Origin of the sequence: Duganella sp. Leaf126, assembly GCF_001423125.1 — a bacterium.
Classification (GTDB): Bacteria; Pseudomonadota; Gammaproteobacteria; order Burkholderiales; family Burkholderiaceae_D; genus Rugamonas.
The window spans coordinates 707,378-731,710 of the sequence record NZ_LMNW01000001.1; the positions used below are offsets into that span (position 1 = coordinate 707,378).

Below are 24,333 nucleotides of genomic sequence, written 5' to 3' on the forward strand. Positions count from 1 at the left end.
CCACCAATAGTTTTAAAAAATAAGGGCACAGCCGATGACGGTCAGCGATTTCGAGCATTACAGCGCCTGGCGCCAGGGCGTGGTCACCGCGCTGGAGCACTACCGGGCGTGGGTGGAGCAAGCCGCCCTGCTCGACGCGGCCACCGCCCAGCGCATCGCCCGCACCCTGGCCCGGCTGGCCGACGACAAGCTGTCGGTCGCGTTCGTGGCGGAGTTCTCGCGCGGTAAGTCGGAGCTGATCAACGCCATCTTCTTTGCCGACTACGGCCAGCGCATGCTGCCGTCATCGGCCGGACGCACGACCATGTGTCCCACCGAGCTGATGTACGACGCCACGCTGGCGCCGTCGCTGCGCCTGCTGCCCATCGAAACCCGGGCCGACAACCTCTCCACCGGCGACTACCGCGACCGGCCTGCCGCCTGGACCGTGCTGCCGCTCAACCTGGACGCCGGCGCCCACATGCACGAAGTGTTCAAGCAGGTCAGCATGACGCGCCGCGCACCGGTGGAGGAAGCGCGCCGTTACGGCCTGTACGACGACGAGGATCCCGACCTGCGCGATGCGGTGGACGAACACGGCACGGTGGAAATCTCGCTGTGGCGCCACGCGATCATCAATTTCCCCCATCCCTTGCTCAAGCAGGGCCTGGTGATCCTCGACACGCCGGGCCTGAACGCGATCGGCACCGAGCCGGAACTGACGCTGAACCTGATTCCCAACGCCCACGCCGTGCTGTTCATCCTGGCCGCCGATACCGGCGTCACGCGCAGCGACATCGAGGTGTGGCGCAACCACATCGGCGCCGGCGCCGGCCGCATGGTGGTGCTCAACAAGATCGACAGCATGTGGGATGAGCTGCGCGGCACGGTGGAAGTGAACGACGAGATCGCGCGCCAGCAGGCCAGCGTGGCCCAGGTTCTGGCGCTCGAACCGCGCCAGGTGTTCCCGGTCTCGGCGCAAAAGGCGCTGGTGGCCAAGATCAACCACGACGGCGACCTGCTCGCGCGCAGCCGGGTGCCAACGCTGGAAGCGGCCTTGTTCGACCAGCTGATTCCGGCCAAGCAGGACCTGGTGCGGCGCCAGTTGCGCGCCGACCTGCAGGCGCTGAGCACGGCGCAGACGGCGATGCTGGCGGCCCGCGCGCGCGGCGTCGTCGAGCAGTTGCAGGAGCTGCGCAGCCTGCGCGGCAAGAACCGCACCGTGGTCGAACACATGATGCGCCGCATCGACATCGAAAAGCGCGAATTCGACGCCAGCCTGTTCAAGCTGCAAGCGACGCGCGCCGTGTTCACCCGCCTGTCCGCCGAGCTGTACACGAGCATCGGCATGGACGTGGTGCGCGACGATATCGACCTGGTGCGCGGCCAGATGCAGCGCAGCCGCTTCTTTCTCGGCGTGCGCGAAGCGGTGCGCCAGTATTTCGAGCGCATCCGCAGCCACCTCGACGCGGCCGAGCGCAAGACCGCCGAAGTGAGCGAGATGATGGGCGTGATGGCGCACCGGTTCGCCAGCGAACACGGCATGCGCCTGGCGCTGCCGCTGCCGTTCTCGCTGGCGCCTTACCGCGACGAGATCGCCAACATCGAGGCGATCTACGCCAGGCAGTTCGGCACCGCCACCCTGATCACCACCAGCCGCGTGGTCTTGATGGAGAAATTCTTCGACACCATTGCCTCGCGCGTGCGCAGCTGTTTCAAGCTGGCCAATGTCGATGCCGAGGCGTGGCTCAAGGTGGTGATGGCGCCGCTCGAAGCGCAGATCCGCCAGCACCGGGACCAGTTGAAGCAGCGGCAGGCGTCGATCCAGCGCATCCACGACGCTGCCGACAGCCTGGAACAGAAAATCGATGCCCACGAGCGCGAACAGCAGCAGCTTGACGCCCAGAAAACCCAGCTGCAACAGCTGGCCGCAGCCATGGCGCACGCCATCGAGGCCGATCTCGCGCACGATGCGGCGCTGGCTGCCGCCTGACCCCCCTCAGCCTCACCCAAGGACAGCATGAAGTACACCGCAACAGAGCAGTACGCCGATCCCGGCTTTTCCGCAGCACTGATCGCCTGGCAACAACAACATGGCCGCCATGCGCTGCCATGGCAGAACACGCGCGACGCCTATCTGATCTGGCTGTCCGAAATCATGCTGCAGCAAACCCAGGTCTCCGCCGTGCTCGGTTACTACGCGCGTTTCCTCGAACGCTTTCCCACGCTGCGCGACCTGGCCGCCGCACCGGTCGAGGACGTGATGGCGCAGTGGAGCGGTCTCGGCTACTACACCCGGGCGCGCAACCTGCACAAGTGCGCCCAGCGCGTGGTGGCCGAGTACGACGGCGTGTTTCCATCCGATCCGGCGCTGCTGGCCGAGCTGCCCGGCATCGGCCGCTCGACGGCGGCGGCGATCGCCGCGTTTTCCAGCGGCGTGCGCGCGGCCATCATGGACGGCAACGTCAAGCGCGTGTTCGCGCGCGTGTTCGGCATCGATACCTATCCGGGCGAGCGCAAGACCGAGGAAATGATGTGGTTGCGCGCGGTGGCGCTGCTGCCCGAGCACGGCATCGAAGCGTACACGCAGGGGCTGATGGACCTCGGCGCCACCGTCTGCACCCGCAGCAGCCCGGCGTGCGAGCGCTGCCCGATGCAGCCGCGCTGCGTGGCGTTTGCCACCGGCCGCACGCGCGAGCTGCCGGTGCGCAAGCCGAAAAAAGCCTCGCCCGAAAAACACGCGGTGATGCTGGCCATCGTCGATGGCGGCCAGGTGCTGCTCGAACAGCGCCCGCCGACCGGCATCTGGGGCGGCCTGCTGTCGCTGCCCGAACTGGCCGGCCACGTGGCGGCCGAGGGCGACCACGTGCCGGCGGCGGACCAGGCGCAGCTGTTACAGGCGGCAGGACCATTCGGCGAGATGGAATCGGCCGAGCGGCTGACCACGGTCACCCATGTGTTCACGCACTACAAGCTGCACATCGCGCCTTACCACATCACACTGGCGCGGCGCCAGGCCATGGCAGCCGAAGCCGGTTACGTGTGGCTCGATGCCGCAAAGTTGGCCGACGCGGCGCTGCCGGCGCCGGTCAAGAAGCTGCTGCTGGAATTGGTGGGAGACGGCAAGGCCGCCCAGCAACGGATGGCGTTCTAGCGTCACTGGGCAGCGCGCTCAAGGAAGGTAACGGGCCATGGCAAAGGTTGCGCCAACCAGGGCAAACGAGGTGGCCACAAACCACTTGATGATGGTCGATTCCAGTCGCGTCATCTTGGCATCCATCTCGGCAAACAGCAGGTTCACCTGGCCGAACTGCACCGCCATGTCCTCCCGCAGCTTGGCAATGTCGAGCTTGCTGGCGTAATGCTCGGCCACGTGCTGTTTCAGTTCCCTGAACCGTTCGGCAACTTCGGCTTCCATGATCGCTCCCGTGTAAAAGACTGCAGGTGGAACTGGATGATCGGCCGCACACCCTAGCATGTCAAGCGACGCCAGCTTGTGCCAGATCAGAGCTCGTCGAGCGAAAACAGGCGCCGGTGTTCGCGGATCGCGTAGCGGTCGGTCATGCCGGCAATGTAGTCGGCGATCTTGCGCGCCTGCCGGCTGCCGCCGTCGCCGTCACCGTCACCGGATTTGTGGTGGTAATCGGGCGGCAGCAGCACCGGCTCGGCCATGAAGGCGTCGAACAGTTCGCGCACGATGCGGCTCGCCTTGACGCGCATGCGGTTGACCTTGTAATGGCGATACAGGTTCTCGCGCAGGAAGCGCTTCAGCTCGGTCGCCTCCTTGCGCATCGGGTCGGAAAAGCGGATCAGCGGCGGCGCCAGCCGGACCTCGTCGAGCGAGCGCGGTGCAGCGTCGGCGATCAGCGCGCCGGACGTGACGATCAAATCGTCCGCCAGCGCCGTGATCAGGCGCCGCAGCGTTTCGTAGATGGCGCGGCGCCCGGTCAGGCCGGGAAACGCCTGCTGCACGTCGCGGTACAGGCGCGCAAAGAAATCGACCTGCTGCAATTGGTCGATCGTGATCAGGCCCGAGCGCAGACCGTCGTCGATGTCGTGGCTGTTGTAGGCGATTTCGTCGGCCAGGTTGGTCAGCTGCGCTTCCAGCGACGGCTGCGTGCGTTCGATGAAACGGATCGCCACCGGGCCCAGCAATCGGGCATTGGGCAGCGAGCAGTGCTTGAGGATGCCTTCGCGCGTCTCGAACATCAGGTTCAGGCCGTTGTAGGCGCCGTAGTGCTCTTCGAGTTCATCGACCACGCGCAGGCTTTGCAGGTTGTGCTCGAAGCCGCCGTGGTCGCGCATGCATTCGTTGAGCACGTCCTGGCCCACGTGGCCGAACGGCGTATGGCCGAGGTCGTGCGCCAGGGCGATCGCTTCCACCAGGTCTTCGTTCAGGCGCAGGTTGCGCGCGATCGAGCGCCCCACCTGCGCCACTTCGAGGCTGTGCGTGAGGCGCGTGCGGAACAGGTCGCCCTCGTGGTTGAGGAAGACCTGGGTCTTGTATTCGAGCCGGCGGAACGCCGACGAATGGATGATGCGGTCGCGGTCGCGCTGGAACTGGCTGCGCGACGAATGCGCCGCTTCCGGGTAGCGCCGGCCGCCGCCAACAGCGGTCGATGCCGACGACGAATGCGCGGCATACGGTGCGAGGTAGTCTTCGGGCAGCATGGCAGCTCCTTACACGTGCGCGGCCAGCGTGGCCAGCAGCAAGTCCTGCGGGGCGTTGGTGATGCTCGGCGCGCCCAGCGGCTTGAGCAGGATGAACTTGATGGCGCCGCCCTCGTTCTTCTTGTCCACTTCCATCAGTTCCAGCCAGCGCGCAGCGCCCAGGTCCGGCGCCTTGACCGGCAGACCGGCCGCAGCGACCAGCGCGCGCACGCGCGCCACGGTGGCTGCATCGACCAGGCCCATGCGCTGGGACAGGTCGGCCGCCATCACCATGCCGCAGCCGACCGCTTCGCCGTGCAACCACTCGCCATAGCCGAGGCCGGCCTCGATCGCATGGCCGAAGGTATGGCCGAAATTGAGGATGGCGCGCAGCCCGCCCTCGCGCTCGTCCTGGCGCACGACGTCGGCCTTAATTTCGCACGAGCGCGCGATCGCATACGCGAGCGCGCCCTTGTCGCGCGCCATCAGCAGGCCGATATTGGCTTCGATCCAGTCGAAGAAGGCGGCGTCGATGATGGCGCCGTGCTTGATCACTTCGGCCAGGCCGGCCGACAGTTCGCGGTCGGGCAAGGTTTCCAGCGTGGACGTGTCGGCAATCACCGCGCGCGGCTGGTAGAACGCGCCGATCATGTTCTTGCCCAGCGGGTGGTTGATGCCGGTCTTGCCGCCGACCGAGGAATCGACCTGCGCGAGCAAGGTGGTGGGCAGCTGGATGAAATCGACACCGCGCATATAGCTCGCGGCCGCATAGCCGGTCAGGTCGCCGATCACGCCGCCGCCGAGGGCGATCAGCGTGGTCTTGCGGTCGGCCTTGTTGGCCAGCAGGGTGTCGAAGATCTGCATCAGGCTGGTCCAGTTCTTGAACTCTTCGCCGTCGGGCAGGATCACCGTCATCACCTGCTTGCCGGCCGCGCTCAGCGCCGACGTCACGCGTTCGAGATAGAGCGGCGCCACCGTGGTGTTGGTGACGATGGCGACCTTGCCGCCGTTGACGTGGCGCGCCAGCAGCGCGGGATCGGCAAGCAGCGACGGACCGATCGAAATCGGGTAGCTGCGCTCGCCGAGATCGACATTTAACAGGATGGTGGATTCTTCGTTCATCGATGGTCGGGCGGTGGTGGAACAGTTGGGCGCCGCTTCGCAGGCCAGCTTTTCCAGGTGGTTCAGGATGGTCAGGACCATCGATTGTACGTTAGGACGGCCGGTATCGATGACGATGTCGGCGATTTCCATGTACAGCGGATCGCGCACGGCCATCAGCTCTTCGAGCTTCTTGCGCGGGTCGGCCGTCTGCAGCAGCGGACGGTTCTTGTCGTGCGCCGTGCGCTGCAGGATGCTGTGGACGGTGGTGCGCAGGTAGATCACCGTACCGCGCGCCTTCAGGTGGGCGCGGCTGTCGGAATCGAGCACGGCGCCGCCGCCGGTGGCCAGCACCAGGTCCTGCTGGCCGGTCAGCTCGCGGATCATCTCGGCTTCGCGGCGGCGAAAGCTCGGCTCGCCCTCGATCTCGAAGATCCACGGGATCGAGGCGCCGGTGCGCGCTTCGATCTCGTGATCGGAATCGACGAAGCGCAGCCCCAGCTTGCGGGCCAGGATGCGGCCGATGGTGGTCTTTCCAGCCCCCATCAAACCGACGAGAAACACATTTTGCATGCAAAATCCAACTAAGTGCGGGCGGCGCCGACGCCCGCAGGCAGCTGTTCCCCGTCTACAGCGTTATTGCGGGTTACTGCACGTCGTCGCCACCCCGTATGGGCTGACCGCGCCTGGCGGCGCGACATTCTGGTTCGTGTAATCGCTACTCAAACCCAGCAAGTGTACCAGAGAGGTGTACGTCGATTCGCTGCCATTTGCCTGGCCGCGCACGGTCAAGGCCACGTCGAGCCAGTTGACGCGGTCGCGCGGGTACACCAGCGACACCGTGGCGCGGCCGCTGGCGTCGGTGGTGACGGCCGGCGTAACGTTGACCGGGATGCCCGGATCGAGCTTGCCGTTGCCGTTCAGGTCTTCGCCGGCGTCGAGAATGCCATTGCGGTTCAGGTCCTCGTTGTCGCACGCCGTCTGCGGCCCCGGCGCCCATGGCCCGGGCGCCGTGTACACCAGCGCACCCTTGTAATACCGCACCGGCAGCACCGACGCCGTCAGCCGCACGCCGGACACCGCGTTGCCGGCCGCATCGGTGACGAACACCGCGTAATCCTGCTGGTAGGTGGCGCTGTCGGGCGTGCCGATCTGGTTGCCGGTGCCGGCGCTGATGAACAGCGAGCGCTGGGCCACGGTCAGCTGGGCCGTGGCGCTGTTGTTGACCACGCCGCCGCCGACGATGCGCGCCTGGATCTGCACGCCGTTGGTGGCGGTGGGTGTGGCGCCGGCGATGAAGCTGACCGTGGCCGAACCGTCGGCTGCCGTGGTCACGTCGGACGGCTGGGTCAGCGCACCGCCGCTGGCGTCGGCCAGGATGGCAAACGACACCTGGGCATTCTTGACCGGGTTGTTCTGCGCCGGACCGTCGCGCACCACGGCGCGCAGCGTGACCTGCTGGGTGATGCTGCCGGCCGTGTTGACGCCGATGACCGCCGGGTCGGCCTGCACGGTGATGGTGGAAGCGGCGGTCAGCGGCGCCACGAATTCGAGGTCGGTCTGCGCGCCGAGGTTGCCGGCCTTGGCCGTCAGCGTGGCCACGCCGGGGCCGCTGGCGTCGATGTAGGCGGTGGCGGCGCCACCGGCCAGCGTCAGCGCGCCCGACAGCGGCGTGCTGCAGCCGGCATCGGCGTACACGGTGCCGCGCGAGCTGCTGAGGGTCACGTCGCCGCTGCCGCCGCCCGTCACCGCCACCTGGCGGCAGCTGCCGATAGCGGTGCCGGTGACCGGGTTGCCGCTGCCGTCGAGCACGCGCACGGCAAAGCTCGAGGTATTGATGGCAATTGCGGCCGAGGCAGTCTCCCCCAGCGAGCGCACGGTGATCACGTCGGCGCTGCCGCCGCTGGCCGCATAGGTCAGGATCAGCTGGCCGGCGGCATTGGTGACGGCTGCGCCGCCGCCCTTGACGGTCAGCGCATTGGCGTTCGACGAGAACGTCACCGGCTTGCCGACCAGCGCATTGCCGGCCGAATCGACCAGCTTGACCGCGACGTCGGCCGCCGCGCCGGCGTTGATGGTGGACGCCGCGTTGAGCGTCAGGCGGTTGCCGGCCACGTTGACCACGGTGGACACCGCCGTGGCGCCCACCGCACCGGCCGTGATGCGGATCGCGCGCGAGCTCGGGTCGCCGCCGGTGCTGAGTTTTTCGGTGACGATGCCCTGGGCATTGGTGGTGCGCGAGGTCAGCGTCAGGCTGCCGGAATCGGCTTTCAGGTCCACCACCACGCCGGGCAGCGCGGTATTGTTGGCGTCGCGTACCAGCGCCACCACCGTCGCCTCGCTGCCGGCCGCGCCGGACGAGGCCAGCGTGCCGCTGTCGGTGGTCAGCGCCAGGGTCGGCACGGCCGTCACCACGGCCACCTGCACCGGCGCCGAGGTCTGTCCGCCGGCGCTGGCGGTCACGGTGATCGTGCGCAGCGAGGCGTCGCCGGCCACGCTCAGTTTTTCGGTGACGTGGCCCGAGGTATCGGTCAGGCGGTTGGTGCTGCTGACGGTGCCGGAGCTGGCGCTAAAACTAACCGTCTCGCCGACCAGCGCATTGCCGCCGCTGTCCTTGACGATGGCCGTCAGCGTGACCTCGGTGCCGGCCGCGCCGGACGAGGCGATGGTGGCGGCGCTGGCCTGCAGCGCCACGCTGGCCACTTTCGACGGCGTGGCCGGGGTCCCTGTTCCTGCTCCCCCGCCGACCGTGCCCGGCGAACCGCCCCCGCCGCCGCAGCCGCCGAGCAGGGTTGCAAACGTGGTCGCTGCCAGCCATCCGATGATGCGTTTCATAATCCGTTCCTTGCGCTCGAGAATAGCCTGCCGGCCTGGTTACTTGACTTTGTCGGTGACGATCTTCGGGGTGATGAACACCAGCAGTTCGGTCTTGTCGTTGGTGCGGCCCGTGGTGCGGAACAGGTAGCCGAGCACGGGCACGTCGCCGAGCAGCGGCACCTTGCTGGTCGACTTGCGCTCGGTCTGCTGGTAGATGCCGCCCAGCACCACGGTGCCGCCGTTTTCCACCATCACCTGGGTCTTGATGTGCTTGGTGTCGATGGCGAAGCCGGAGCGGGTTTCCTGGCCTACGCTATCCTTGTTCACATCGACTTCGACCACCACGTTGCCGTCCGGCGTGATTTGCGGCGTCACTTCCAGCCGCAGGTTGGCCTTGCGGAACTGGATCGACGTGGCGCCGCTGCTGGTGGCGACCTGGTACGGCAGTTCGATGCCCTGCTCGATCAGCGCCATGGCCTTGTCGGCCGTGATCACGCGCGGGCTCGAGACGATCTTGCCGGTGCCGTCTTCCTCGAGCGCCGACAATTCCAGGTTCAGGAAGCGGTTGTCCGCTGCCGAGAACAGGCTCAGCGCCAGGCTGGCCGGATCGATGCCGTTGATGCCGGCCGCCGGCAGGTTGACGAACTGGCTGTTGTTGTAGCTGCTGGCGGTCGGCGCGATCTGGCCGGTCACCTCGCCCACGCCGGTGATATTGCCGCCGATGGCGACCCGGCTGTTGCCGTTGCCGACCTGGTAGCCGGAATTACCGCCCCGCACGGTGCGCATGTCGGAGAAACCGAGCTTGGCGCCGAGGTTGCGGGTAAACGTGTCGCTCGCTTCGACAATGCGCGCCTCGATCAGCACCTGCTTGGTGGCGACGTCGGTCTTGGCGATCAGGCGCCGCACGTCCTCGATCTTGGCTGCGGTGTCGGTGACGAACAGCTGGTTGGTGCGCGGATCGATGATGGCGCTGCCGCGCCGCGACAGCACGCGGTTGCTGCCGCCACCGGCTCCGGCAGCACCGGCGCCGGCACCCGTTCCTGCCGCCGCGCTGCCGCCGCCACCGGCATCGAGGCCGAACACGTTGCGGAACGACTCGGCCTTCTGGTAATTGAGCTGGAAGATTTCGGACTTCAGCGGTTCGAGGTCGGCAATCTGGGCGCGCTGCTCGAGTTCGAGCTTTTCCTTGGTCAGCAACTCTTCCTTGGGCGCGATCCACAGCACGTTGCCATTCTTGCGCATGTCCAGGCCCTTGGCCTGCAGGATCACGTCGAGCGCCTGGTCCCACGGCACTTCCTTCAGGCGCAGCGTCAGGTTGCCGGTCACGCTGTCGCTGGTGATGATGTTCAGGCCCGACACATCGGCAATCACCTGCAGCGCCGCGCGTACCTCGAGGTTCTGGAAATTGAACGACAGCTTGTCGCCGCGATAACCCTGCGAGCCCTGCACGATGCGGCGCGGGTCTTCCTTGACCGGGCGCACGTCCACCACCAGCTGGGTGTCGTTCTGGTAGACGCTCTGCTCCCACAGGCCGCGCGCCTCGATCGTCATGCGCGCGTGGTCGCCCTGCTGCACGGTGGTGACAAAGCCGACCGGCGTGCCGAAGTCGCCGACGTCGAGCCGGCGCCGCAGCGCTTCCGGCACGCCGGCGCCCACGAAGTCCACCACCACGCCGGACGAAGTCTGCCGCACGTCGGCGGCGGCGCCGCGCGGCAGCTCCACCACCACCCGGCCCTCGCCGTTCTCGCCGCGGCGAAAATCGATGGTTTTTAACATTGGCCGTGCCGTGGCCGGTGCGCTGGCGGCCGCGGTGGCCGGGGCGGAAGCGGAAACGCCGCTAGCGCTGGTGTCGAGGGCCAGCACCACGGCCTTGCCGTCGATGGCCATGGTGTAACCGAGACTGCGGTTCAGGTTGAACAGCAGCCGCGCGCGGTCGCCTGCCTGCACCACGTGCACATTGCGCAGGTCGCCGAGGCCGAAATCGTGCTCGGTCTTGCCGGTGCGGTTGGCCACCGCGCCGAAATCGAGCGCAATGCGCGGCGGATTGCTGATGGCAAATGCGGCCGGCAACGCGGCCGGCGGCTGCGCCAGCACGATGCGCACCACCAGGCTGGCGCCTTGCCCGCTGGCGGTAATCGACTCGATGGCGTTGCCATCCTGGGCGCGCGCCGCGCCGCTTGCCAGCGCCAGCAGCCACAGCGCCAGCGACAGCACGGCCAGCACGCGGCGCCACGGCGGTGCGACCCGGGCATGCAGCCGCCCACGTAACCGTACCGGGGGCGATTGCGGGGCCACGCGCATGGCCAACAGTTGAGCCATCATTTGGCAGTCTCCTTGCTTTCCTGTAGTTCCAGCGTGGCCAGGTGCTCGACCCAGTCGCCGGTGGCGTCCTGCACCACCTCGCGGATGGACACGGTGTTGTCGGTGATGGCGGTGATCACGCCATCGTTCTGCCCGAGGCGCTGGCCCTTGACCACCTGGTACACATTGCGGTCGATCTGCAGCACGGCGTACCTGGTGCCGCGCATCTCCAGCGTGCCCACCATCTTCACGGTATCGAGCGGATAGCTTTCCAGCAGTTCCTTGCGCCGCTTGAGGTCGGGCGCCAGCCCGCCGCCTTCCTTGCCGGCGTCCGGGTTTTGCCGCGCCAGCTCGGAGAGCAGCTTGTTCGGGTTGAACGGATCGAGCACGTCCTTCTGCTGGTAGGCGAACGGAATAAAGGTTTTCGGTTCGGCCAGCGGCGGCACGCCGACCCTGGTCTCGGCATCGACCTGCTTCATCCAGGCGCGCACTTCCTGCACGTCGCTGTCGCCGCAGCCGGCCAGCAGGCAGGGCAACAGCAAGGCTGGCAGCCATCGGTGGCAGGTCGGCATCATGATCGCTTGGCCGCTTTCTTTTTCGCCTCGGCCGCCTTGCGCTGGGCCTGCACCTCGTCCGGGTCGAGGTAGCGGAAGGTCTTGGCCACGGCGTCGAGCGTCAGCACGCCGTCCTTGCCGGTGGCGAGCGTCATGTTGTTGAGCGTGACGATGCGCGGCAGGTTGGCCATGTCGGCAGCAAACGCGCCGATGTCGTGGTAGCTGCCGGTGACCTTGATATCGATCGGCAGCTCGGCGTAGTAGTCGCGCAGCACCACCTGCGCCGGCTTGAACAGTTCGAACTGCAGGCCGCGTCCGGCGCCGGCCTGGTTGATGTCGGTCAGCAGCGCGGCCATCTCGGCCTTGCTGGGCAGCTGCTTTTGCAGCCGGTCGACATAGCGGTCCACCTGCAGCTTCTGCGCCTGCAAGGCTTGCAGGTTGATCGCCTTGGCGGTCTTGAGCCGGTATTCGTCGCGCAGCCGCAGCTCGTTGCGGGCGCCGGCGTCCTGCACCTCGAACTGGCCGCTCCAGTACGCGAAGTAGCCGGCCACCAGCACCGCCACCGCCACGCCAGCCGCGCACAGCAGGCGCGGCGCCAGCGGCCACTGGCCCGGCTGGCGGCGGTCGAGGTTGCGGAACTGCGCGCCCAGGCGGGCGGCCAGCTCGCCCAGGTCCGGCCCGCTGCGGCGTTTGGCCTTGCTCTTCATGGCTGCCCCCCGCTCATGGCTGCGCTCCCGCTGCCGCCGGCTGTGCCGCGCCCGGCGCCGCAGCGGCGGTTTTTTTCGCATCGACGCCTACGTCGTCCTTCTTTACCGCCTCCTTCTCGCGCGGCCGGCGGATATTGACGATCAGGTTGAACTCGACCACCTTGCGTACCGTGCGCCCCTGCGCCTGGGTGGCGGCCTTGACTTCGATCAGTTCCGGCTTTTCCAGCCACGGCGACGCACCAGCAAAATTGCGCAGCAATTCCGACACGCGCTCCTGCGATTGCGCGTAGCCGTTGACGGTCACTTTCTGGCCCTCCTGGCGAAACCCTTTCAGGTAGACGCCGGAAGGGGTTTGTTTGACCAGCTCGTCGAGCAGATAGACCGGCTGGTTGCGGTCGCCCTGCAGATCCTCGACCGCCTGCTGGCGCGCTTTCAGCGCCTCGATTTCCTGCTTGAGGGTGGCGATGCGGGCGATCTTTTTATCGAGTTCGGCTATCGCCGACGTCAGCACGCCGTTGCGCTCGTCCTGGATGGCGATCGCGCGCGCATTGTAGGCGCCCACCATCAGCACCACCGCCACGCCCGCCACGCCGCCGAGCGCCAGCAGGGCCACGAAGGCGGCCTGCTTTTGCTTGCGCTTTTCCTCGCGGTGGGGCAGCAGGTTGATGCGGATCATCAGCCGAACCTCCGCAGGGCCAGGCCGCACGCGACCAGGTAGGCCGGCCCGTCGCTGCGCAGCTGCGATTCGCGCACGGTCGGCCCCAGTTCCATGCCCTTGAACGGCGCCGCCACCGCGCAGGCGATGCGGGTACGGCTGGCGATCAGGTCCAGCAAACCGGGCAGCAAGGCGCAGCCGCCGGCCAGGAACAGCCGGTCGATGCGCGTGTACGGGGTGGACGTGTAGAAGAACTGGATCGCCCGCGTCACTTCCATCACCGCGCTTTCCAGGAACGGCGTGAGCAGGTCCGGCACATAGCTGTCGGGCAGGTCGCCGGTTTTCTTGCGCGCTTCCGCTTCCTCGAACGCCATGCCGTAGGCGCGCACGATGTCGTGGGTCAGCGAATTGCCGCCGAACGGCTGTTCGCGCTCGTACACGGTGGCGCCGTCGAGCATGACGGAGATGTGCGTGACCTGGGCGCCCACCTGGAACAGCGCCACCACGCGGCCGGCGCCCGCTTCCGGCATCAGCGCCGTCACCCGGTCGAGCGCGGCGCGGGCCGCGTACGATTCGATGTCCATCACGGTGGCCTTCAGGCCGGAGGCTTCGGCGATCGCCACCCGGTCCTCGATCTTTTCGCGGCGCGAGGCGGCCAGCATCACTTCCACGTCTTCGGCCGAATTGGCGGGGCCGATGATGTCGAAGTCCAGACTCACTTCATCGAGCGCGAACGGAATGTACTGGCTGGCTTCGGACTCGACCTGCAGTTCCAATTGCTCTTCCGATAATCCGGCAGCCAGGATGATCTTCTTGGTGATCACCGAGGCCGGCGGCATGCCCAGCGCCACCAGCCTGGCGCGGGTGCCGCTTTTCTTCCACACACGGCGCACCGTTTCCACCACCTGGTCCATGTTCTCGATGGCGCCATCGACCACGGCGCCGCGCGGCAGAGCCTCCGAGGCATAACGCTCGAGCCGTAACGCGTCCTTGGCGCCCTGTGCCAGTTCCACCAATCTTACGCAAGATGTACTGATGTCAACACCAATTAACGGCGGATTACGTGGGCCGAACAAGGCCTGGAATGCGTTCATGCGGCTCCCCGGATAGAGATATCTACAGTAAGTCGAGGCCGTGCCCGGTGTAAAGATATTTCTGTCGTGCACGATTCGCTTTCGCCACACTTATTACTGTCGATCATGCAAGACGTGGAAAAACCGCGCGGCCAGGGGCGCGCCGCGGCCCTGGCACTCGCTTATAATGGCCCGGGTTATTTTCAGAAAGATCGAACTGCATGGCTTCTTCCAAATCGGCTCCTCCCAGCAACGGCGGCGGCAGCGACGGCGCCGCCCGCACTGCCGGCAAAACCACTTCCGCGTCGCGTTTCTTCCTGACGGCCGGCCTGTCCGTGCTGGGCCTGGTCGTGGGCGGCGTGCTGCTGGTGGTCTTCGGCCTGGCGATGGCCTACCCCAACCTGCCCGAGCTCGACACGCTGACCGACTATCGTCCCAAGATGCCGCTGCGGATCTTCTCGTCCGATAACGTCCTGATCGGCGAATTCGGCGAGGAGCGCCGCAACCTGGTGCGCATCAAGGACATCCCCGACGTGATGAAGAAGGCCGTGCTGGCCATCGAGGACGACCGCTTCTACGAGCATGGCGGCGTCGATTACACCGGCATCCTGCGCGCGGCCGTGCACAACGCCACCGGCGGCGCCAAGCAGGGTGCGTCCACCATCACCCAGCAAGTCGCGCGCAACTTTTTCCTGTCCAGCGAGCAGACCATCAAGCGCAAGGTCTATGAAATGCTGCTGGCGTGGAAGATCGAGAAGAACCTGAGCAAGGACCAGATTCTCGAGGTGTACATGAACCAGATCTACCTGGGCCAGCGCGCCTACGGGTTCTCGTCGGCTGCGCAAATCTATTTCGGCAAGAATATCCGCGACATCACCGTGGCCGAAGCGGCCATGCTGGCCGGCCTGCCCAAGGCGCCATCGGCCTATAACCCGGTCGTCAATCCCAAGCGCGCACGCACGCGCCAGCAGTACATCCTGACGCGCATGCACGCGCTCGGCTACATCACGGACCTGCAGTACGAGGAAGCGCGGGCCGAGCCGCTCAAGGTCAAGACCGACAGCAGCGAGTTCGGCGTGCACGCCGAGTACGTGGCCGAAATGGCGCGCCAGCTGGTCTACGAGCAGTTCAAGGAAGACACGTATACGCGCGGCCTCAACGTGTTTACCACCATCACCAAGGCCGACCAGGACGCCGCCTACCTGGCGCTGCGCCGCGGCGTGATGGACTATGAACGCCGCCATCCGTACCGCGGTCCGGAAGCGTATATCGACCTGCCGGCCAAGAAGGAAGAAGCCGACGACGCCATCGAGACCGAGCTGGCCGACCACCCCGACAGCGACGACATCATCGCTGCCATCGTGCTGCAGGCCACGCCGCAGCTGATCGTGGCGGTGACTGCCTCGGGCGAGGAAATCCGCATCAGCGGCGCCGGCCTGGCCATGGGCCGCGCCTGGCTGTCGGACAAGGCCGCGCCCAACAAGCGCATCCGCCGCGGCGCCGTGGTGCGCGTGATGCGCGAAGAGAAGGACTGGGAGCTGACCCAGATGCCGCAGATCGAATCGGCCTTCATTGCCGCCAGCACCGAGGACGGCGCGATCAAGGCCATGGTCGGCGGCTTCGATTACAACCGCAACAAGTTCAACCACGTGACCCAGGCCTGGCGCCAGCCCGGCTCGTCATTCAAACCGTTCATCTATTCGGCCTCGCTCGAGCGCGGCCTGTCGCCGGCCACCATCATCAACGACGCGCCGATCTCGTTCGACGCCGGCCAGACCGGCGGCCAGGCCTGGGAGCCGAAGAACTACGACGGCAAGTACGACGGTCCGATGACGATGCGCCGCGGCCTGACCAAGTCGAAGAACATGATCTCGATCCGCATCCTGCACAAGATCGGCGCCAAGTATGGCCAGGAATACACGACCCGCTTCGGTTTCGACGCCGACAAGAACCCGCCCTACTTGACGCTCGCGCTTGGCGCCGGCAACGTGACGCCGCTGCAGATGGCCGGCGCCTACGCGGTGTTCGCCAACGGCGGCTACAAGGTCAGCCCCTACCTGATCGCCAAGGTGACCGACGCCGACGGCAAGATTTTGTCGCAGGCAGCGCCCGACCTGGCCGGCGACGAGAAGAACCGCGTGATCGACGAGCGCAACGCCTTCCTGATGGACAGCATGCTCAAGGACGTGGTGCGCTACGGTACGGCCGCTAAGGCGCTGGTGCTCAAGCGCCCCGACATCTCGGGCAAGACCGGCACCACCAACGATTCGATCGACGCCTGGTTTGCCGGTTACCAGCCCAAGCTGGTCGGCGTGGCCTGGATCGGCTACGACCAGCCGCGCAACCTCGGCAACCGCGAGACGGGCGGCGGCCTGGCGCTGCCGATCTGGATCAACTTCATGCAAAAGGCGCTGAAGAACATCCCGATCGAGGAGCGCGCCGTGCCCGAAGGCGTGATGCTGGTCGGCGACGAGTACTACTACGCCGAAAATCCGCCCGGCACCGGCGTCCACAACATCGACGGCGCCAACCAGGGTACGCCGGCCGAGGAAAAGGCCAAGGACGCGGTCAAGAACGAGCTGTTCTAGGGGAAGCTCGACAAACCTACTGCGCGGCTCGCTACGGTTTTCCGAGCTTCCTCGTCAGCCGGAGTTGGCATAAAAAACGGCGGCCCTGTTGGCCGCCGTTGTCGTATTTACACTCAGTAATTTTATCCGGTAATGACGACTGGGGCGCCGCCTTGCGCGCTGACCATCTCCGACAGCGACGCCAGCATCTCCGAGCCGTCGCGGGTATTGATCCACTGCCCCCCGACCTGGCGGTAGTGGTAGCCGCCCGAGCGCGAAGCCACCCACAGTTCCTTCATCGCCGCCTGGCTGTTGACGATGATCTTGGAACCGTTGTCGAGGAACTCGATTTCCAGCACGTTGCCGCTGCGGCTGCACTCGACGTCGATCATGTCGTCGTCGTTCAATTTGTCCAGCGCTGCCTCGATGGCGTCGAGGGTGGCCTCGGCCTGCGCCAGGAATTCTGAATCGCCCATGCTAAACTCCAGTCTCTATAGTCAATCCGTGATTCTATCGTGAAGTCCGTTCCGACATCTCCTGTTCGTCATGCTGTCTTCCCAGCGCTCGGCGCCGCCACCGTGGCGCTGACGGTCATGCTCAGCGGTTGCGGCCAACCCGGCCCGCTGTACCTGCCCAAGCCGCCAGCGGCCAAGCCTGCCAAGAGCAGCACGGTCCCGGTCTCCCCTGCAGCCGAACCGCCGGCGCCGGTCGTCCCCGCGCCGGGCGAACCGGTCACGCCGGCGTCGATGCAGTCTCCCACTACCGTACCGTCCACCAAATAACGTTATGTCGCCATTTTCGTATCAAGACGGCGTGCTGCACGCCGAAGGCGTGTCGCTGGCCGCCATCGCCGCCGAGCACGGCACGCCCACGTATGTCTATTCCAAGGCCGCGCTGCTCGGCAATTTCGCCGCCTATGCCGACGCCTGCCAGGGCCGCGATGCGCTGGTGTGCTATGCGATGAAAGCCAATTCCAACCTGGCCATCCTCGACCTGCTGGCGCGCCAGGGCGCCGGTTTCGACATCGTCTCCGGCGGCGAGCTGCAGCGCGTGCTGGCGGCCGGTGGCGATCCGCGCAAGGTGATCTTCTCGGGCGTGGGCAAGACCGTCGACGAGATGCGCCTGGCGCTGTCGCACGACATCCTGTGCTTCAACGTCGAATCGATTCCCGAGCTGCACCGCCTGAACGACGTCGCTGGCGCCATGGGCAAGACCGCGCGCATTTCGCTGCGGGTCAACCCGAATGTCGATCCCAAGACCCACCCGTACATTGCCACCGGCCTGAAAGCGAGCAAGTTCGGCGTGGCTTTCGACGACGCGCTCGCCACCTACCGCGCCGCCGCCGCCCTGCCGCACATCGACGTGGCCGGCATCGACTGCCACATCGGCTCGCAGCTGCTGGACGACCAGCCGCTGCTCGAAGCGCTGGACCGCCTGATCGAACTGGTGGACCGTCTCGGCGACGAGGGCATCACCGTGCACCACCTGGACATGGGCGGCGGCATCGGCATCGACTACCGCGAAGCGGGCGAAGCGGCGCCGGTGCCGGTGGGCGACTACCTGGGCCGCGTGTTCGCCCGCATCGACGCCTGGCGCGCACAGCGTTACGACGGCAAGCCGATCAAGGTGATTTTCGAGCCGGGCCGCTCGATCGTCGGCAATACCGGCGTACTGCTGACCAGGGTGGAATTCATCAAGCACGGCGAAGAAAAGAATTTCTGCATCGTCGATGCCGCCATGAACGACATGGCCCGCCCGGCCCTGTACCAGGCCTGGATGGACATGCAGCCGGTGGTGCAAGGCACGGCCGCGGCGCAGACCTACGACGTGGTCGGCCCGGTGTGCGAATCGGGCGACTGGCTGGCGCGCGACCGCGCCCTGGCCGTGGCAGCGGGCGACCTGCTGGTGATGCACTCGGCCGGCGCCTACGGCATGACCATGGCCTCGAACTACAACACGCGCGGCCGCGCCGCTGAGCTCATCGTGGACGGCGCCACCGCCCACGTCGTACGCCGCCGCGAGACCCCGGCCGAGCTCTACGCCCTGGAATCGGTCATCCGTTCACCTTCTTGTTGAACTTCCAGTAGAGGCGCGTGGCCAGCAGCACGGCCACGATGGTGCCGTAGATGATCGGTTCGGTGAAGTTGTGCTTGCCCGCTTTCATCCACCAGAAGTGCAGGATGGCCAGCGGCGCGACCACGTAGATCAGGCGGTGCAGCCACTGCCAGCGCTTGCCGCCCAGGCGGCGGATCATGGCGTTGGTGCTGGTGGCCGCCAGCGGGATCAGCAGCACGAAGGCAATGAAGCCGACCGTGATGAACGGTCGGCGCAGCACGTCTTTCCACATCTCGGCCAGGTCGAAGAAATGGTCGAACCACAGGAAGGTCATGAAGTGCAGCGCCGCATAAAAGAACATGAACAGGCCCAGCATGCGGCGCAGCTTGACCAGCCAGTTCCATTTGGTGAGCCGGCGCAGCGGCGTGACTGCCAGCGTGAAGCACAGAAAATACAAGGTCCAGTCGCCGGTGGCGCGGGTGATGAACTCGAGCGGTTCCACCAGTTGCCCGGTCACCGTCAGGAACACCATGCGCGCCAGCGGGACCAGCGCGGCCAGGAACACGGCAGCCTTGATCAGGCTGATCTGGCGCGCAGAAGGGGTGAAAGCCATGCCGTACGCGCCCCTCAATAGAATTTTTTCAGGTCCATGCCCGCGTACAGCGGCGCCACGTCGCTGTAGCCGTTGAACATCAGGGTCTTGCGCTTGCGGGCCAGGAAGCCGTCTTCGCCGATGCGGCGCTCGGACGCCTGCGACCAGCGCGGGTGATCGACATCGGGATTCACATTCGAATAGAAACCATATTCGCGCGGCGCCGACAGGTTCCACGACGTGCGCGGCTGGTCCTTGACGAAGCGGATCTTGACGATCGACTTGGCCGATTTAAAACCATACTTCCAGGGCAAGACCATGCGTACCGGCGCGCCGTTCTGGTTCGGCAACACCTCGCCGTACATGCCAAAGGTCAGCAGCGCCAGCGGGTGGTTGGCTTCATCGATGCGCAAGCCTTCCGTGTACGGCCAGTCGAGCACGCGGCTGTTGACGCCCGGCATCTGCTTGCGGTCGTTGAGGGTGATGAATTCGACGTACTTGGCGTTGCCGGTGGGCTCGACCTTCTTGATGATCTCGGAGAACGAGTAACCGACCCACGGAATCACCATCGACCAGCCTTCCACGCAGCGCAGCCGGTACACGCGCTCTTCCATCGGCGCCAGCTTGAGCAGCGCATCGATGTCGAGCGTCATCGGTTTCTTGACTTCGCCCTCGATCTGCACCGTCCACGGCCGCGTTTTCAGCGTGCCGGCGTTGGCGGCCGGGTCGCTCTTGTCGGTGCCGAATTCGTAGAAATTGTTGTAGGTGGTGGCGTCCTTGTATGGCGTCTGCTTGTCGAGCGCCGAGTAGGCCGGGTTCAGCTTGGCCGGCAGCCTGGCCAGTCCGCCCCCCTGGGCGAACGCTTCGCGATTGGCCATCTCCAGCAGCGCGGCGCTGCCGATGGCGCCGGCCGCCACCTGCTTGATGAAGCGGCGGCGCGACTCGTACAGCGCGCGCGGCGTGATTTCCGACGAAAACGGCAGCTCGATACCGTTGGGGCTACGCTTGATCAGCATATTGACTCCAGAAAAGGTGCAAGGCGATGACGCAACCTTACACCAATCCCGGAAAACGGATATTACGACTCGGTTAACCGCGCAAGCGGCTTACAGCTTGCCGTAGGAATGCAGGCCCGAGAGGAACATATTCACACCGAGGAAGGCGAACGTGGTCACCAGCAAGCCCACCAGCGCCCACCAGGCTGCCGGACGGCCACGCAAGCCCGTCATCAGGCGCATGTGCAGCCAGGCCGCGTAGTTGAGCCAGACGATCAGCGCCCAGGTCTCTTTCGGGTCCCACGACCAGTAGCCGCCCCACGCTTCGGCCGCCCACAGCGCGCCCAAAATGGTGGCAATGGTAAAGAAGGCAAAGCCGGCCGAGATGGCCTTGTACATGACGTCGTCGAGCACTTCGAGCGACGGCAACCGGTCCACCAGGTAATTGGAACTTTTCAGCAGATAGGCCAGCGCCACCATGGCGGCCAGCGCGAAGTTGCCATAGCCAATGAAATTGGCCGGCACATGGATCTTCATCCACCAGCTTTGCAGCGCCGGCAGCAGCGGCTGGATCTCGGCCGCATCGCGCGAGGTCGTGTACCAGAACAGGAAACCGATGGCGGCCGTGATGATCAGCAGGACGAACGGCCCCATCTGGCGGGTCCGGTAGCGCGCTTCGAAGTACAGGTAGAACATCGCCGTGATCAGCGAGAACAGGATGAACACTTCGTACAGGTTGGAGACGGGTATGTGGCCGACGTCGGTACCGATCAGGTAGGACTCGTACCAGCGCACCATCATGCCGGTCCAGCCCAGCACCACGGCCGCCCAGCTGAGCTTGGTACCGAGGCTGCTCCAGGCGGCCGAGCGGCCGGCAAAGCCGATCCAGTAGAACAGCGTGGACAGGCAGAACATCACGCTCATCCACAGGATCGCCGACTGGCTCGACAGCATGTAGCGCAGCCAGAATTTTTGCGTGCCCATGTCGAGCTGGCCCGCGTACATCGACACCGCCCATAGCGACAGCAGCGCCACCGCTGCCATCAGCGCACGCACCGGCTTCCAGTGCCAGCCCAGCGCTGCAAACACGGGCGCGCACAGCAGCATGATCGCTTCTTCGTACACGTCCATGAAGTGGCCATAGCGGTAGAGGGCGAACACGGCGCCGGCCAGCAGCGCGGCGGCAAACAGCCAGTCCAGCGCACCGAGGCGCCTGAAGTAGCCGGGCGCCTGTACATAGGGGCCGGCGCTGGCCGCCGGGGCGGGGCGAGGCTGCGATTTTTCGGTCAGTTCCATGATTTCTCCGTGCTGCGCAAAGGTAGGGCGATCGTACCTCACGCCGATTGCTGCAGCTTCTCTTTTAAGGTTTCGTATTCGCGCTCGAAGTCGAGCGTCTTGCGCTGCGTGCTCATGGCCATTAATGCCTCGGCGCCGCCGGAATGTTCTGTGTCATCCTTGATCCACACCCACAGCCGGCGCTCGCGGATGTAAAACATCGAAAACACGCCCAGCACCAGCAGCGCGCAGCCGAAGTACACGATGTTCTTGCCCGGCGAGCGCGTGACCTGGAACACGGACGCCTTCACTTCCACGAATTCGTCGAGCTGCAGGTACACGGGCGCGCCATAGAAGAACGCGTCCGACAGCGCGTTGGTGGCCAGCAGCAGGTAGCGGCCGTGGCTTTCGTCGGCAGCGGCCGGGGCCAGGCCATCCTTGGCGCGCGCCACCTGCCACAGCTCCCACAGGCTGCCGTTGAGGATCTTCATGAACACTTCAGCGGTCTTCTGCTGGCCTTCGGCCGGCACTTTTTCCAGGAATTGCGATACCGAGACGAAACCGCCGACCTTGCCGTCACCGGCGAACAGGCTCAGGCTTTTTTCGGACGACGCTTCGATCTGCGCGCGCACGGTGGCGACGTCGCCGGTCTGCGGCGCCGCGCGCTCGCTGTAACGCCTGGCGGCAGCGGCGCGCAGGGCCGGATCGGCCAGCGCTGCGCGCAAGCGCATCCAGTCGCGCACCGAGTGCTCGTCATCGACCGGAATGCGCAGGTAGTTGAACGGGTCGGACGGGTTGCTGCGCACGCCGGCCAGGAATACCGACGCGCCGTCGAGCGTCATCGGCTGCATGTAGTTCTGGTATTCGCGCGCCTGCCCGGTTTTGTCGCGCAGCTTGTACTGGACGCTGGGGCCGACATTTTTCAAGGTGTTCGACAGGCTGCCGCGCCCGGCCGAACCGGTGTGCTTGTCGAAGCCGGCCTCGAGTTGCTCGCGCAAGCTCTTGCCCTGCTTGACAGTGCGCACATCGGTATTGCCATCCTGGTTGGCGCTCATGTTTTCCACGTTGAACGGCCGAAAGCCCGACCACTCGACCGTGTAGGCGTCGCTGAGCGGCGTGGTTTCGCCGACCACGCCGTTGAGGTCGAAGCTGGTGGTGGCGGTGCCCTGCATCGGATAAGCCTTGAGCTTGAGCTTGCTGCCGCCGTCCTCAAAGCTGGACTGGTAGATCGCCAGGCCCTTGAACAGCAGCGGCTTGTTGACCTCGATGACGGCGTTGACCTTGTCGCCGCTGGCATGATCGACCACCTCGACATCGCTGGCGAACAGCTTGGGCATGCCGGTGCTGTAAAAATCGATGGTGAATTTTTTCAGGGTGATGGTGACCGGCAAGTCCTGGATCAGCACGCCGTCGGGGCGCTGCAGCAGTGCCGTTGAACTGTTCGACCCTTCCGGTATCAGGGTGTTGCCACGGAAGGTGGGGTTGCCAGTGCCGAGGCGGTGGCTGGCCGGCACGTCGGCGATCAGGCCGGTGCCGGCAAATGGCGTCTTGCCCAGCACCCATTCCTGGAAGCGGATCGGCAGGTCCGAATCGAACAGCGCCCCCACGCAGATCACCACGATCGATGCATGGGCAAAGATGTAGCCGAACTTGTTGGCGCCGCCGCGCTTGGCGGCCAGCAAGGTGCCGTGGTCGCGTTCGACGATCTTGACCCGATAGCCATGGTCGGCCAGCCGACCGGCGGTCTGCTGGGCCAGCGCCGCGCGCGGCAGCGGCGCGCGCCAGTGCAGGCGGTGCGGGAAATTGAGCAGCGACTGCTCGCGCACGTTCTCGCGCCAGCTGCGCATGTCGCGCACCATCTTCGGTGCATTGCGCACGATGCACAGCGTGGTGGACGACACCAGCAGCGTCATCAGCAGCATGAACCACCACGACGCATACACGGCGTACAGCCCGGCCTTGTCGAATACCTCGAACCAGAACGGGCCGAACTGGTTGATGTAGTTCGAGGTGGCCTCGCTCTGCTTCATCACGGTGCCGATGACCGCGGCGATGGCGATCATCGCCAGCATGGCGATGGCAAAGCGCATCGACGACATCAGCTCGATCGTCTCGCCGATGATCGGGCGGCGGGTCTTGATGTGGATACCGGTGGTGCTAGTCATGCATGGGCTTTAAAAAAATGGGGCAACCGCGCAGCATACCAATAAAAACGGCAGCCCGCTCATGCTGCTGCCCCCGGCATCGGTAGCACCGGTACACAGCGCCTGCCGGCAGCGTATCGCAGGGCGCGCAGCAGGTTGGCGCGCCCTACTTCAAGCCGGCGACGTAGTCGGCCACGGCCTTCATCTCGTCATCGGACATGCGGGCAGCGATGGTGGCCATTTCCGGGCTGTTCTTGCGGCCGTGGCCCTTGAACAGGCCCAGCTGGGCGACCGTGTAATCCTGGTGCTGGCCGGCCAGGCGCGGGTACAGCGCCGGAATGCCGCCGCCGGTGGCGCCGTGACAGCTGGCGCAGGCCGGCACGTTTTTCTCGGCAATGCCGCCGCGGTAGATTTTCTTGCCGAGTTCGAGGCTGGCGCGGTTCTTGGCTGCCCCCGGCTTCGCGGTCTGGGTGGACAGCCAGGCCGCCACGTTGTGCTTGTCGGCGTCGGTCAGCATCTTGGCGTACAGCGACATCACCGGCTGCTGGCGCGCGTCGGTGGTGAAATTGACCAGCTGCTTGTACAGGTAGCTCTGGCTTTGCGCGGCCAGCCTGGGGTTGACGGCGATCGTCGAGTTGCCATTGGCGCCGTGGCACGACACGCAGGCCGGCAAGCCGCGCGCGGCGTCGCCCTCGGCGTACAGCGTGCCGCCCTTGGCGGGATCGATCTTGGCAGCGGTGCTTGAGCCGGCGGCAGGCGCCTGGTCTTGGGCGTGGCCGATGGAGGAAGTCAGGGCGAAGGCGGTGATGAGCAGGGAATTGAGCAGAGGAACAAACGCACGTTTCATTCAAGCACCTTTGGAAGGAGT

The 24,333-nt window shown here is 65.8% G+C and carries 20 protein-coding genes and 1 pseudogene; 6 read left to right on the top strand and 15 right to left on the bottom strand.

Features of this window, described 5'->3' with window-relative positions:
- The first annotated feature begins 34 nt into the window (after positions 1-34).
- Both ASF61_RS03015 and mutY read left to right on the top strand, forming a co-directional pair.
- Positions 35-1,972 carry a dynamin family protein gene (locus tag ASF61_RS03015; RefSeq protein WP_056150937.1) on the top strand — a complete coding sequence of 646 codons (1,938 nt, stop codon included), beginning with the start codon at positions 35-37 and terminating at the stop codon, positions 1,970-1,972.
- A 27-nt stretch (positions 1,973-1,999) separates the two neighbouring features.
- Positions 2,000-3,133, top strand: a complete 1,134-nt coding sequence (gene mutY, locus ASF61_RS03020; protein WP_056150939.1) for an A/G-specific adenine glycosylase — start codon at positions 2,000-2,002, stop codon at positions 3,131-3,133.
- A gap of 18 nt (positions 3,134-3,151) precedes the next feature.
- Here mutY and ASF61_RS03025 read toward each other — a convergent pair whose 3' ends face one another.
- From ASF61_RS03025 to aroKB, 3 genes are all read right to left on the bottom strand, one after another.
- Positions 3,152-3,397 carry a hypothetical protein gene (locus tag ASF61_RS03025; RefSeq protein ID WP_056150941.1) on the bottom strand — a complete coding sequence of 82 codons (246 nt, stop codon included), beginning with the start codon at positions 3,395-3,397 and terminating at the stop codon, positions 3,152-3,154.
- A gap of 86 nt (positions 3,398-3,483) precedes the next feature.
- Positions 3,484-4,650, bottom strand: a complete 1,167-nt coding sequence (locus ASF61_RS03030) for a deoxyguanosinetriphosphate triphosphohydrolase (protein ID WP_056150943.1) — start codon at positions 4,648-4,650, stop codon at positions 3,484-3,486.
- A gap of 9 nt (positions 4,651-4,659) precedes the next feature.
- Positions 4,660-6,303, bottom strand: a complete 1,644-nt coding sequence (gene aroKB / locus ASF61_RS03035; protein WP_082491167.1) for a bifunctional shikimate kinase/3-dehydroquinate synthase AroKB — start codon at positions 6,301-6,303, stop codon at positions 4,660-4,662.
- A 185-nt stretch (positions 6,304-6,488) separates the two neighbouring features.
- Between aroKB and ASF61_RS24495 the strand changes: the two genes are divergently transcribed.
- Positions 6,489-6,542, top strand: a complete 54-nt coding sequence (locus ASF61_RS24495) for a hypothetical protein (RefSeq protein WP_373994522.1) — start codon at positions 6,489-6,491, stop codon at positions 6,540-6,542.
- 1,612 nt (positions 6,543-8,154) lie between these two features.
- On the opposite strand, the pseudogene ASF61_RS24500 reads toward ASF61_RS24495, so the two are convergent.
- From ASF61_RS24500 to ASF61_RS03065, 6 genes and pseudogenes are all read right to left on the bottom strand, one after another.
- Positions 8,155-8,565: pseudogene (locus ASF61_RS24500) on the bottom strand (Ig-like domain-containing protein); the annotation flags it as partial.
- A gap of 39 nt (positions 8,566-8,604) precedes the next feature.
- Positions 8,605-10,848, bottom strand: coding sequence for a type IV pilus secretin PilQ (locus ASF61_RS03045; protein ID WP_373994523.1), 2,244 nt, complete (start codon positions 10,846-10,848; stop codon positions 8,605-8,607).
- A 17-nt stretch (positions 10,849-10,865) separates the two neighbouring features.
- On the bottom strand, positions 10,866-11,390 hold the full coding sequence (locus ASF61_RS03050; RefSeq protein WP_307155857.1) for a pilus assembly protein PilP: 525 nt from the start codon (positions 11,388-11,390) through the stop codon (positions 10,866-10,868).
- A gap of 29 nt (positions 11,391-11,419) precedes the next feature.
- Positions 11,420-12,109: a type 4a pilus biogenesis protein PilO gene (locus ASF61_RS03055; protein WP_056150951.1), complete on the bottom strand. Its 690-nt coding sequence runs from the start codon at positions 12,107-12,109 to the stop codon at positions 11,420-11,422.
- A gap of 13 nt (positions 12,110-12,122) precedes the next feature.
- Positions 12,123-12,785, bottom strand: coding sequence for a PilN domain-containing protein (locus ASF61_RS03060; protein ID WP_056150953.1), 663 nt, complete (start codon positions 12,783-12,785; stop codon positions 12,123-12,125).
- Positions 12,785-13,858, bottom strand: coding sequence for a pilus assembly protein PilM (locus ASF61_RS03065; protein WP_056150955.1), 1,074 nt, complete (start codon positions 13,856-13,858; stop codon positions 12,785-12,787). Before ASF61_RS03065 ends, ASF61_RS03060 begins: the two co-directional genes overlap by 1 nt.
- Positions 13,859-14,058: 200 nt before the next feature.
- On the opposite strand from ASF61_RS03065, the gene ASF61_RS03070 reads away from it, so the two are divergent.
- Entirely contained in the window at positions 14,059-16,425 is a 2,367-nt protein-coding gene (locus ASF61_RS03070; RefSeq protein ID WP_056150957.1) for a penicillin-binding protein 1A, read from the top strand.
- 122 nt (positions 16,426-16,547) lie between these two features.
- Here the strand turns inward: ASF61_RS03070 and cyaY are convergent, their stop codons facing one another.
- On the bottom strand, positions 16,548-16,880 hold the full coding sequence (gene cyaY, locus ASF61_RS03075) for an iron donor protein CyaY (RefSeq protein ID WP_056150959.1): 333 nt from the start codon (positions 16,878-16,880) through the stop codon (positions 16,548-16,550).
- A 39-nt stretch (positions 16,881-16,919) separates the two neighbouring features.
- Here cyaY and ASF61_RS03080 point away from each other — a divergent pair, with 39 nt between their 5' ends.
- Together ASF61_RS03080 and lysA are read left to right on the top strand one after the other, a co-directional pair.
- Positions 16,920-17,186 carry a lipoprotein gene (locus tag ASF61_RS03080; RefSeq protein WP_156369427.1) on the top strand — a complete coding sequence of 89 codons (267 nt, stop codon included), beginning with the start codon at positions 16,920-16,922 and terminating at the stop codon, positions 17,184-17,186.
- A 4-nt stretch (positions 17,187-17,190) separates the two neighbouring features.
- Positions 17,191-18,480 carry a diaminopimelate decarboxylase gene (gene lysA / locus ASF61_RS03085; RefSeq protein ID WP_056150964.1) on the top strand — a complete coding sequence of 430 codons (1,290 nt, stop codon included), beginning with the start codon at positions 17,191-17,193 and terminating at the stop codon, positions 18,478-18,480.
- On the opposite strand, the gene ASF61_RS03090 is transcribed toward lysA, so the two are convergent.
- From ASF61_RS03090 to ASF61_RS03110, 5 genes are all read right to left on the bottom strand, one after another.
- Positions 18,458-19,072, bottom strand: coding sequence for a sulfite oxidase heme-binding subunit YedZ (locus tag ASF61_RS03090; RefSeq protein WP_056150966.1), 615 nt, complete (start codon positions 19,070-19,072; stop codon positions 18,458-18,460). The genes lysA and ASF61_RS03090 overlap by 23 nt on opposite strands.
- A gap of 14 nt (positions 19,073-19,086) precedes the next feature.
- Entirely contained in the window at positions 19,087-20,067 is a 981-nt protein-coding gene (gene msrP, locus ASF61_RS03095) for a protein-methionine-sulfoxide reductase catalytic subunit MsrP (protein ID WP_056150968.1), read from the bottom strand.
- Between the two features lie 90 nt (positions 20,068-20,157).
- Positions 20,158-21,342 (bottom strand): c-type cytochrome biogenesis protein CcsB, encoded by a 1,185-nt coding sequence (gene ccsB, locus ASF61_RS03100; RefSeq protein ID WP_056150970.1) that lies wholly within the window; start codon positions 21,340-21,342, stop codon positions 20,158-20,160.
- A 38-nt stretch (positions 21,343-21,380) separates the two neighbouring features.
- Positions 21,381-23,486, bottom strand: coding sequence for a cytochrome c biogenesis protein ResB (locus ASF61_RS03105; RefSeq protein WP_056150972.1), 2,106 nt, complete (start codon positions 23,484-23,486; stop codon positions 21,381-21,383).
- A 145-nt stretch (positions 23,487-23,631) separates the two neighbouring features.
- Positions 23,632-24,312: a cytochrome c gene (locus ASF61_RS03110; protein WP_056150973.1), complete on the bottom strand. Its 681-nt coding sequence runs from the start codon at positions 24,310-24,312 to the stop codon at positions 23,632-23,634.
- Positions 24,313-24,333 lie beyond the last annotated feature (21 nt).

Bases quoted from the DNA above. Each gene is read 5' to 3' on its own strand.
- ASF61_RS03015 (WP_056150937.1), top strand. From the start codon at position 35: ATGACGGTCAGCGATTTCGAGCATTACAGCGCCTGGCGCCAGGGCGTG.
- mutY (WP_056150939.1), top strand. From the start codon at position 2,000: ATGAAGTACACCGCAACAGAGCAGTACGCCGATCCCGGCTTTTCCGCA.
- ASF61_RS03025 (WP_056150941.1), bottom strand. From the start codon at position 3,397: ATGGAAGCCGAAGTTGCCGAACGGTTCAGGGAACTGAAACAGCACGTG.
- ASF61_RS03030 (WP_056150943.1), bottom strand. From the start codon at position 4,650: ATGCTGCCCGAAGACTACCTCGCACCGTATGCCGCGCATTCGTCGTCG.
- aroKB (WP_082491167.1), bottom strand. From the start codon at position 6,303: ATGCAAAATGTGTTTCTCGTCGGTTTGATGGGGGCTGGAAAGACCACC.
- ASF61_RS03045 (WP_373994523.1), bottom strand. From the start codon at position 10,848: ATGCGCGTGGCCCCGCAATCGCCCCCGGTACGGTTACGTGGGCGGCTG.
- ASF61_RS03055 (WP_056150951.1), bottom strand. From the start codon at position 12,109: ATGAAGAGCAAGGCCAAACGCCGCAGCGGGCCGGACCTGGGCGAGCTG.
- ASF61_RS03060 (WP_056150953.1), bottom strand. From the start codon at position 12,785: ATGATCCGCATCAACCTGCTGCCCCACCGCGAGGAAAAGCGCAAGCAA.
- ASF61_RS03065 (WP_056150955.1), bottom strand. From the start codon at position 13,858: ATGAACGCATTCCAGGCCTTGTTCGGCCCACGTAATCCGCCGTTAATT.
- ASF61_RS03070 (WP_056150957.1), top strand. From the start codon at position 14,059: ATGGCTTCTTCCAAATCGGCTCCTCCCAGCAACGGCGGCGGCAGCGAC.
- cyaY (WP_056150959.1), bottom strand. From the start codon at position 16,880: ATGGGCGATTCAGAATTCCTGGCGCAGGCCGAGGCCACCCTCGACGCC.
- lysA (WP_056150964.1), top strand. From the start codon at position 17,191: ATGTCGCCATTTTCGTATCAAGACGGCGTGCTGCACGCCGAAGGCGTG.
- ASF61_RS03090 (WP_056150966.1), bottom strand. From the start codon at position 19,072: ATGGCTTTCACCCCTTCTGCGCGCCAGATCAGCCTGATCAAGGCTGCC.
- msrP (WP_056150968.1), bottom strand. From the start codon at position 20,067: ATGCTGATCAAGCGTAGCCCCAACGGTATCGAGCTGCCGTTTTCGTCG.
- ccsB (WP_056150970.1), bottom strand. From the start codon at position 21,342: ATGGAACTGACCGAAAAATCGCAGCCTCGCCCCGCCCCGGCGGCCAGC.
- ASF61_RS03105 (WP_056150972.1), bottom strand. From the start codon at position 23,486: ATGACTAGCACCACCGGTATCCACATCAAGACCCGCCGCCCGATCATC.
- ASF61_RS03110 (WP_056150973.1), bottom strand. From the start codon at position 24,312: ATGAAACGTGCGTTTGTTCCTCTGCTCAATTCCCTGCTCATCACCGCC.